Below are 8,402 nucleotides of genomic sequence, written 5' to 3' on the forward strand. Positions count from 1 at the left end.
TCATGATGGTCCTCTTGGGAGCGGAGTGCGTAATGAAGATCGAGGTCCTGCCGCCGAGTTGCAACCTGGACACCGTCCGAGATGGCCGGGGGGGCATCTTCACCTGGGTGCCACCGGAGCCACTGCTGGAGTTCAACCTCATCTCGATGCGCCCGAGCAAGGTCCGCGGGCTGCACTACCACCCGCACTTCGTGGAGTATCTGCTGTTCGTCGACGGCGAGGGATTGCTGGTGACCAAGGACGATCCGAGCGACCCCAAATGCCCGGAGGAGTTCATCCATGTCACAAGGGGAACGTGTACCCGCACGCCCATCGGCGTGATGCACGCCGTTTACTCGATCACGTCGCTGTCCTTCGTAGCGATGCTGACCCGGCCCTGGGACGAGTGCGACCCGCCGATCGTGCAGGTCGAGCCGTTGCCGCACACCCGTCCGGCGTGACTGAGGGTCTATTCAGGGCCTGCCTTGACCGGCGGCTCGCCGCAGGTCAGCGTGTCGGTCCCCACCGCCCTGAATAGCCTCACCGTCGCGTCACCTCGAACCCGTTGGCCGTTGCCGCTCACCCGCTGCCGGCTACCAAACGTGGGCCGGGTTGATGTCACTCATAACCTGGCGGTGAAGATGTTGCGGGAGGCGGCCAACCCGAGCAGGGTCGCGCCGAAGACGACCACGCCGACCGTACTGACGCCGCCGACGGCCACCAGCGCGCCCACCGCGATCGGGCCGGTGGTCTGGCCGACGCTGCGGGAGAGGGAGTCGGTGGCGGCGGCGGTCGCCCGCAGTTCCGGGTTCCAGTTGACACTGATCGCCATGGACAGCGGCATGAGCGCGCCCAGGCAGGTGCCGAGCAGGACCAGGGTCAGCGCGACGGCCACCACGTCCAGCCCGGCGAACGCGACCGCCGCATAAGCTGCCGCCGCGAGCGGGATGACCAGGTAGAGCCGGGTGAACAACTGCTCGCGGCTGATCCGCTTCAGCGACATCCGGTTGATGAAGCTGCCGGTGAAGACGCCACAGGGGATGAGAATCGACACGCCGATCCGTTCCAGTGTGCTCAGGTCGGGGAGCCGGTCGAGGAGCACGCTGATGCCGAAGTGACTGCCCTGCATGATCAGGCCGATGCCGATGCCGATGCCGATGCTGGACAGGATCAGCCAGCGGCGGCGGCGTTCGCCCAGCATCCGGCGGATCGCCCGCAGCGTCAGCTGGATCCGCTGCCCGAACGCGACGTCGGCCGGGTGGGTTGCGGGCGGGCGTTCCCGGCCCAGTCTCGCGACGAGTACGACAGCCAGCAGGACTGTCGCGTAGCCGGCGCCGACCGCGAACACCAGGACCGGCTGGCGAAGCGACGCGGCGAACGCGCCCAGCGCGAGCGCCGAGGCGGTGCCCATGCTGACGAAGTTCTGCAACATCGAGTAACCCCGGTCGCGGGCCTTCGGGTCGCCCTGGGTCAGGTCGGCCACCAGCGCCTGCCCGCAGAGCGCCACGGCACCGCTGGCGAAGCCGGTGAGCAGCCGTCCGACGGTGAGGACGGCGTAGCTCTGGTACAGGCACAGCAGGATCGACACGACGGCGTTGACCAGCATCCCGGGAAGCAGAATCCGGCGGACCGGAACGAGGTCGAGCAGCGGGCCGGTGAGCACACCGGCGGCCGCCGTGGCCACGCTGTGCGCGCCGATGGTGATGCCGATCTGGGCCGGACTCAGGTCGAGACTGCGCCCCAGGCCGACCGAGATCGGGATGTACGCCAGCTGGGTGAGCGGGTTGAAGAACACCAGCAGCGGGGGTACGGCGGCGGCCAGCGTGGTCCGGGCCGGTCGGCGGTCGGCGCCGCTCATGACCAACCCCCGCCGGGGGACGGCCGGGACAGCTGGGACGATCGCGCCGGCTGTGCCTGCGGGGGTGTCAGTCGGTCGGCTGGCGTTCCAGCACGGCCAGCATCTCGTCGAAAGCGAGAGACGAGTGGGTACGGAAGATCGCCTCCGCCGCGTCGAGGTCCCGGTCGCGGCAGGCCTTCAGGAAGCGCCGGTGCTCGTCGAGCCCGTCTAGCCGCCGCTCCTTGGACCGGGTGAACGCCACCGAGAGCATGCCGGGGGTGGCCGACCGCAGCGACAGCAGCATCTGGGTGAGACGCGGCGACCGTGCCGCGTTGTACAGGAACACGTGGAACGTCCGATTCAACTCGACGTACTTGCCGAGGTCCGGGTCGCGTTCCATCTCTTCCTGCATCCGTTCGGCCTCGGCGAGCTCCGCCTCGGTGATCCGCTCGGCGCACAGTCGGGCCGCCAGCGCTTCGAGGGTCTCGCGCAGCTGCCGGATGTCGCGCAGCTCGTCCGCGTCGATAGCGGTGACCGTGGCAACCTTCCGGGCGTGGACCTTGATCAGACCTTCGGCGGCCAGGTCGCGCATCGCCTCGCGAACCGGCGTGGGGCTGACCCCCAGCAGCTGCGCGATCTCGGTCTGGACGATTCGTGACCCGGCCTTGAGCGTCCCGTCGACGATCGTCGAGCGCATCCAGTCCCGGACGCGTTCGTGGACGGTCCCCGAGATACCGGCGAAGGACGTTGCCTCGTGGTTGTCGAACACCACTGCCATGCCCTCGATTCTCCTCACGCCGCGGTACACCCCCCCGGCGCACCGTCCGATGGCTCGATTCTACAGAGTCGAGTCGTCAGACCATCGGGGTTGCGACGTTCTATGCGTTGCGCCACGTCAGGTCCCGTCCTCGGCGTTCGGCACCGGCACCCGCACCGGTTACGGCACCCGCATCGGCATCGGCATCGGCATCGGCATCGGCGAGCGTCCACCGGCGCAGCGCGGTCAGCCGCCAGCCGAGGATGCCCATCACCGCCGCACAGGCCAGCCCGCCGGAGACCATCGCGAACGCCGGGCTGCTGATGCTCGCCGTCGCCCCGGCCCGCGCGTCGCCCAGCAGCGGCCCCCCGGTGACCACCCCGATGTGCACGGCGAAGAGCCGCCCCCGAAGGTGGTCCGGAACGCTGAGCTGCAGCACCGTCTGCCGGAACACCGCCGAGACCACATCGGCGGCACCGGCCACCATCAACAGGGCGATGGTCAGCGGCAGCCAGTGCGACACCCCGAACCCGGCGATCGCCAGGCCCCACACGATGATCGAGATGATCACGGCACGCCCGTGGCGGGTCACCGACCCGACCCAGCCGGAGGTGAGGGCCCCGATAAGTGCCCCGGCACCCGGAGCCGCGTGCAGCAGGCCGACGGTCACCGCGTCGCCGCCGAGCTGGCCGAGGGCGATCGCCGGGAACAACGCACGGGGCATACCGAAGAACATCGCGTTCACGTCGGTGAGGAAGCAGCCCATCACCGCCGGCTTGCTCCGCAGGTAGGTGAGGCCCTCGATCACCGACTTGAGCCCCGGTTTGGTCACCTGGTGGGCGAGCGGCATCGGCCGCATCCGGGTGAGCACCGTGATGGACACCAGGAACGTGACGACGTTCAGCGCGTACGTGGTCGACAGGCCGAGCGCCGCGATGACCACGCCAGCGACGGCCGGGCCGACGATCGCCCCGACCTGGGTGAGGGTCTGGTTCAACGCGAACGCGGACGGGAGGATCTGCCGACGGACCAGGCCGGCGACCGCCGCGCTGCGCGCCGGGCTCTCCAGCGCCGAGAGTCCGGCCGTGACCGCCACCAGCACGAAGATGGCCCAGATCGGCGGGCTGTCGAGCAGCGCGAGCAGCGCCAGGCCGCCGACCACGACGGCGAGCAGACCCTCGGTGACCACCAGCAGCTTGCGGCGGTCGACGGCGTCCGCCACCGACCCACCGAACAGCGAGCAGAGCATCAGCGGGATGAGCTGCGCCAGGCTCGCCAGGCCGACCATCAGTGTCGAGTCGGTCAGCACGTAGACCTGGTACGGCACGGCGACCCTGGTCATCTGGGTACCCAGGATGGCGACGGCGTGGCCGGTCCAGAGCCGCCGGAAGTCCGGTGACTCGCGCAGCGGGGTGACGTCGATGACCAGGCGGCGACGGACGGCCCCGCTGCGCTGCGTGCGTCCCTGGTTGTCGGTGGCGGTCACGCGGTCAGCCGCACCGGAAGAACTCGCGCGGCACCGAGTGCAGCGATTCGAGACCGGACGCGGTGACGACGAACATCTCGCCGTACTGGACGCCGGCGAGGCCGTCGGCTGTCACCACGTTCGGTTGCACCACCAGGCACATGCCCTCCCGGTACACGAAACCCTCCGGCTCGCCGCGGTAGGTCTGGCGGGTGCGGACGATGGCCGGCAGCTGTGCGCAGCCGTGCACCAGGTCGTCGTAGATGGTGAAACCGTGCCGCTGGGCGACCTCCGCCGCGTCGAGGATGTCGGGCACTGTCGCGCCCGGCTTGATCACCGAGCGGACGGCGTCGAACACGTCGAGCGCGACGTCGTGCAGCCGGGCGTACAGCGGGGTCGGGTCCGCGCCGACGGTGTAGCTACGCAGCACCTGGGCGGAGTAGCCGGCGTAGTTGGGTGCTGAGCTCCGCGACGAGCGCGTCACCGGTACCGAATTCTCCGGCGGTCGGACTGGTGCTGGCACGGTACGCCGCCACGCGGGTCGGCCATCTGGGTGGCCACCATGAAGTGGATGCCGTTGATCCCGCCGTCGGCCAGGTAGCTGTCCTCGATGATCCGGGCCAGCTCGTGCTCGGTCATGCCGGGCCGGGCCTGCTCGGCGATCGCCATCGCCGACGCGTCGCACATCCGCGCCGAGACGGCCAGCCGCTGCAGCTCCTCGGCGCTCTTCACCTGGCGCTGATCGACCAACTGCCCGCCGAACTCCACCCACTCCACCCCGGGGAAGGCCGCCGTGAGCCGGGCGTACTCGCGCCAGGTGACGGTCCCGGCCAGGCCGACGCGGCCGGTCGAGACGCCGCGTTCCCGCAGGCATTCGACGAGGGTGGGTGCGGTGTCGACCGAGCCGGTCGGCGCCGAGCCGCCGAAACGCACGTCGGGGAACCGGGACATCCGCCGGGCCAGCGGCAGATGGTTCGACAGCTGGATCAGCATCGTGGGGTCGCCGTGGCGAGGGAACAGGACCCAGGCTTCCCGGGTCGACCACCAGTCGCTGAGGTACAGCACGTTCGGGTCACGCCCGCCCCGGCCGCAGACGACGACGAGTTGCAGGTCGAGGGCGTCCATCCGGGTGCGGATCTCGGCGTCGCGACGGTCGAACTCGGCGGCGGTGAAGCGGGGATAGTCACGGTCGGTCAGTGGCAGCGCGGCGGTGGTGGTCATATGTCCTCACTAGAGTGCTACGAAGGGTGGACGCCGGCCGGCGGTGAACGCCGGCAGGCACGGGGCCCGGTTGGCAGGGGGTAGGGCCCGGGGCCCGAGGGCGGCCTCAGAGGCCGCCCTCGAGTCCCATCCGGGCGTTGAGGCGGTTGCAGCCGACCAAACCCACCAGCAGTACGGCGAAGGTGACGATGCCGAACGCCGCCACGGTGGAGAACTGTCCGTCGCCGGCCATGTCGAACATGACGACCGCGGCGGTGCGGGTCTGCGGTCCCGCGAGATAGAGAGTGGTCTGCAGTTCACGGAAGCTCATCACCATCGTGATGAGCGCGCCGGCGAGCAGCGCCGGCGACAGCAGCGGTACGACGATCGTCCAGATCGCCCGGGCGAAGCTCGCCCCAACCACCTGCGCGGCCTCCTCCAACTCCGAGCTGATCTGCAGCATGCGGGCGCTGACCAGCCGGGACACCACCGCGATGATGATGGTGATGTACGCGATCACCAGCGCCCAGTGCGTCGAGTAGATCGGCAGCGGCGTGATCAGGAAGATCCACAGGAAGCTGACGCCGACGATGACGTTCGGCAGCGCCATCGGCACCGACGTCAGCAGGTAGAGCAGCCGGCCGCCGGGTACCCGCCGGGCCGAGAACCACGCCGCCAGGGTGGACAGTGTCAGCACCCCGATGCTCGCCAGTACGCCGACCAGCAGGCTGTTCATGAACCCCTGCAGGATGTTGGGCGTCTGCAGGGCGGCCACGTACGACTCCAGCGACAGCGACGTGACGGCCTCCCAGCTGAACTGCCGGAAGAACGGGTTGAGCGACATCCACAGGAGCATGAACAGCGGCAGCAGGATCACCAGGGTCAGCACGGCGAAGGTGAGGATGGCCACCGGTACCCGCCACCGGCCCAGGTCCATCCGTACCGAGGAGAAGTTCTTGCCGCTGATCACGGCGTACCGCTCCCCCGCCTGGTTGAACCGGTCGTACCACCAGATCATCACCACGGCCCCGAGCAGCATGAAGACCGCGTAGGTGGAGACGAGACCGACGTTGCTCGGCGGTGTGCTGGTCCGCAGGTAGATCTCCGACGCGTAGGTGAAGATCTTCTCGTTGACCCCGAGGAACCATGGAATCTCGAACGCCTCCCAGGCCCGCATCAGAGCCATGATCGCCACGGCGGCGATGCCGGGCGCCGCCAGCGGAAGCGAGATGTCCCGTACCGCGCGCAGCTTCGAGGCTCCCGACACCTCTGCGGCCTCCTCCAGCGAGGAGTTCATCGAGGAGAAGACGGTGACCACGAACAGGTAGACCATCGGCACCATGGTCAGCCCGTCGACCAGGATCAGGCCCTGCATCGAGTAGACGTTGAACAGGGTGCCCTCGGTCCCGGTGAGGTTGCGCCAGGCCACGTTGATCGCCCCGATCTTCGGGCTGGCCAGGAACGTCCAGGCGACCGGGACGAGGATCCCCGGCACCGCCATCTGAACGATGGTGAGCACCCCGACGAGGTTGCGGAACGGCGCGTTCGTGCGGGCGACGATCCAGGCCAGAAACGTCCCCAGCGCCAGCGCCACGAGCGTGGATCCGCCGGCGAACTGCACCGTGGTCCAGGTGACGCTGAGCAGCCGGCCGGAGGCGAACGCGTCGCGGAAGTTCTCCAACGTGAAGCTGAGGGAGAAGAAGTCCGCGTCGGTGGGTCGGGCGTCCTTGAAACTGGTGAACAGCAGGATGGCGATCGGCAGCGCCACCTGTGCCAGCAGAATGATCAGGACCAGGCCGTAGACCACGCTGCGGGGGGTGAAGACCCCCCGCAGCGCGGGGAAGCGGGTGACCCGACCGGTGGTGAGCCGGGCCCAGCTGTCCACGAGGGTGGTCATGTCGATCAGCCCGTCACAAAGATCGGCTGGTGCTGTTCGACGCGGGTGTCGTAGTCACCGAAGTTGTCGGTGGTCTCGAAGAACAGTTCGCTGTCCAGGATGCCCTCGGCCGACGAGGGGATCGGCGCACCTTCCTTGATCGGCACCTTCACGACGACCTCGCCGACCTTGTTCTGCCATTCGTCGCTCATCAGCCACTCCATGTAGAGCCGGGTGGTGGCCGGGTGCGGCGCGTTCTTCAGCGGGAAGTACATGTCCGGCTGGGCGATGGTCACCGGCGTGGTGACGATCTCGATCGGTGCACCGTCGGCGATCAGGTCCCGGACCGTACGGGTCGCGCTCTGCGGGAACGCGATGTCGAACTCGCCCGCCGCCAGCTTCTCCAGACCGTCGGCGCCGGCGTAGACGACCGGCTCGTTGGCGGCGATCGCCTCCATCAGCGCCAGACCGTCCTGCTCACCCATCTCGGCCAGCGCGCCGGCGAACCAGTCGAGCTGGTCGATGTTGACGCCGAACCGACCCTTCCATTTCGGATCGGTGAGGTCCTCGTACGTCTGGGGAGCCTCGGCCGCGGTGACCTTCTCGGTGTTGTAGGTGATGTGGAACGTGAAGAAGTCGGCCACCGAGCAGCCGCAGTCCGCGTAGGCGCGGTCCGCCGGCAGGTCAGCCTCGCCACGCGGGTCGTACTCCAGGCAGAGCCCTTCGTCGCGGCACAACGTGTTGTCCTCCAGCGGCCCGCCCTGCAGGACGTCGGCGCTGGGGCGCCCGGCCGCGTTCTCGGTGATGACGCGCTCGATCAGCTCGAGCGTGCCGCCGGAGGTGTACTCCAGCTCCACCCACGGGTACTTCTCGATGAAGAGATTGATCTGCTTCTCCGCAGCGGCGGCGGGAGCGCTGAAGTAGTAGCTGAGTACGCCACCCTCCGCCTTCGACGCCTCCTCCAACGCGGTCAGGTACTCGGCGTACTCCTCGTCGGTCATGTCGACCGTCGACGCCACCGCGAGTTCCTCCGGCAGAGCGGTCGTCGCGGCGTCGGCGTCGTCACCGCCACCGCAGGCGGCCAACGCGAACGCCGCCACGGTCAGCGGAGCCGTGACCTTCAGCATGGTCGTTCTGCAATGTCTCATGCCGGCACCACCGTCGCGGCCGGGGCGGAGTTGAGCTTGCCGACGAGCTCCGCCAGCGACAGCACCCAGCCCTGGCAACGCCCTAGGGCGTGTATCAAAGTCGGCCGTGGGCGGGTGACGACTTTCGGCGTGTCGCTGCC

8 protein-coding genes are annotated in these 8,402 nt (G+C 68.9%); 1 reads left to right on the forward strand and 7 read right to left on the reverse strand.

From position 1 onward, the window contains the following. Positions 1-32 precede the first annotated feature (32 nt). Entirely contained in the window at positions 33-440 is a 408-nt protein-coding gene (locus ACFHWU_RS24605; protein WP_416591713.1) for a cupin domain-containing protein, read from the forward strand. A gap of 161 nt (positions 441-601) precedes the next feature. On the opposite strand, the gene ACFHWU_RS24610 is transcribed toward ACFHWU_RS24605, so the two are convergent. The 7 genes from ACFHWU_RS24610 to ACFHWU_RS24640 form a co-directional block, all read right to left on the reverse strand. Continuing rightward, positions 602-1,837 carry an MFS transporter gene (locus ACFHWU_RS24610; RefSeq protein ID WP_416591714.1) on the reverse strand — a complete coding sequence of 412 codons (1,236 nt, stop codon included), beginning with the start codon at positions 1,835-1,837 and terminating at the stop codon, positions 602-604. A 67-nt stretch (positions 1,838-1,904) separates the two neighbouring features. Further along, positions 1,905-2,594, reverse strand: coding sequence for a GntR family transcriptional regulator (locus tag ACFHWU_RS24615; RefSeq protein ID WP_416591715.1), 690 nt, complete (start codon positions 2,592-2,594; stop codon positions 1,905-1,907). 100 nt (positions 2,595-2,694) lie between these two features. Next, positions 2,695-4,059, reverse strand: a complete 1,365-nt coding sequence (locus ACFHWU_RS24620; RefSeq protein WP_416591716.1) for an MFS transporter — start codon at positions 4,057-4,059, stop codon at positions 2,695-2,697. A gap of 4 nt (positions 4,060-4,063) precedes the next feature. Then, the gene (locus ACFHWU_RS24625) at positions 4,064-4,522 is read right to left on the reverse strand and encodes a M24 family metallopeptidase (RefSeq protein WP_416591717.1); all 459 of its coding nucleotides are present in this window, start codon (positions 4,520-4,522) and stop codon (positions 4,064-4,066) included. After that, positions 4,519-5,259: an aminopeptidase P family N-terminal domain-containing protein gene (locus tag ACFHWU_RS24630; RefSeq protein WP_416591718.1), complete on the reverse strand. Its 741-nt coding sequence runs from the start codon at positions 5,257-5,259 to the stop codon at positions 4,519-4,521. The genes ACFHWU_RS24625 and ACFHWU_RS24630 overlap by 4 nt, the downstream gene beginning before the upstream one ends. Positions 5,260-5,365: 106 nt before the next feature. After that, a complete protein-coding gene (locus ACFHWU_RS24635) occupies positions 5,366-7,135 on the reverse strand; it encodes an ABC transporter permease (protein ID WP_416591719.1) in 1,770 nt (589 codons plus the stop codon). 5 nt (positions 7,136-7,140) lie between these two features. Then, the gene (locus ACFHWU_RS24640; protein WP_416591720.1) at positions 7,141-8,262 is read right to left on the reverse strand and encodes an ABC transporter substrate-binding protein; all 1,122 of its coding nucleotides are present in this window, start codon (positions 8,260-8,262) and stop codon (positions 7,141-7,143) included. Between the last annotated feature and the right edge of the window lie 140 nt (positions 8,263-8,402).

Source organism: Micromonospora sp. LOL_015 (assembly GCF_048060275.1).
GTDB lineage: Bacteria > Actinomycetota > Actinomycetes > Mycobacteriales > Micromonosporaceae > Micromonospora_E.

Coding starts and splice junctions, on each gene's coding strand:
- ACFHWU_RS24605 (WP_416591713.1), top strand. CDS start 33: ATGAAGATCGAGGTCCTGCCGCCGAGTTGCAACCTGGACACCGTCCGA.
- ACFHWU_RS24610 (WP_416591714.1), bottom strand. CDS start 1,837: ATGAGCGGCGCCGACCGCCGACCGGCCCGGACCACGCTGGCCGCCGCC.
- ACFHWU_RS24615 (WP_416591715.1), bottom strand. CDS start 2,594: ATGGCAGTGGTGTTCGACAACCACGAGGCAACGTCCTTCGCCGGTATC.
- ACFHWU_RS24630 (WP_416591718.1), bottom strand. CDS start 5,259: ATGACCACCACCGCCGCGCTGCCACTGACCGACCGTGACTATCCCCGC.
- ACFHWU_RS24635 (WP_416591719.1), bottom strand. CDS start 7,135: ATGACCACCCTCGTGGACAGCTGGGCCCGGCTCACCACCGGTCGGGTC.
- ACFHWU_RS24640 (WP_416591720.1), bottom strand. CDS start 8,262: ATGAGACATTGCAGAACGACCATGCTGAAGGTCACGGCTCCGCTGACC.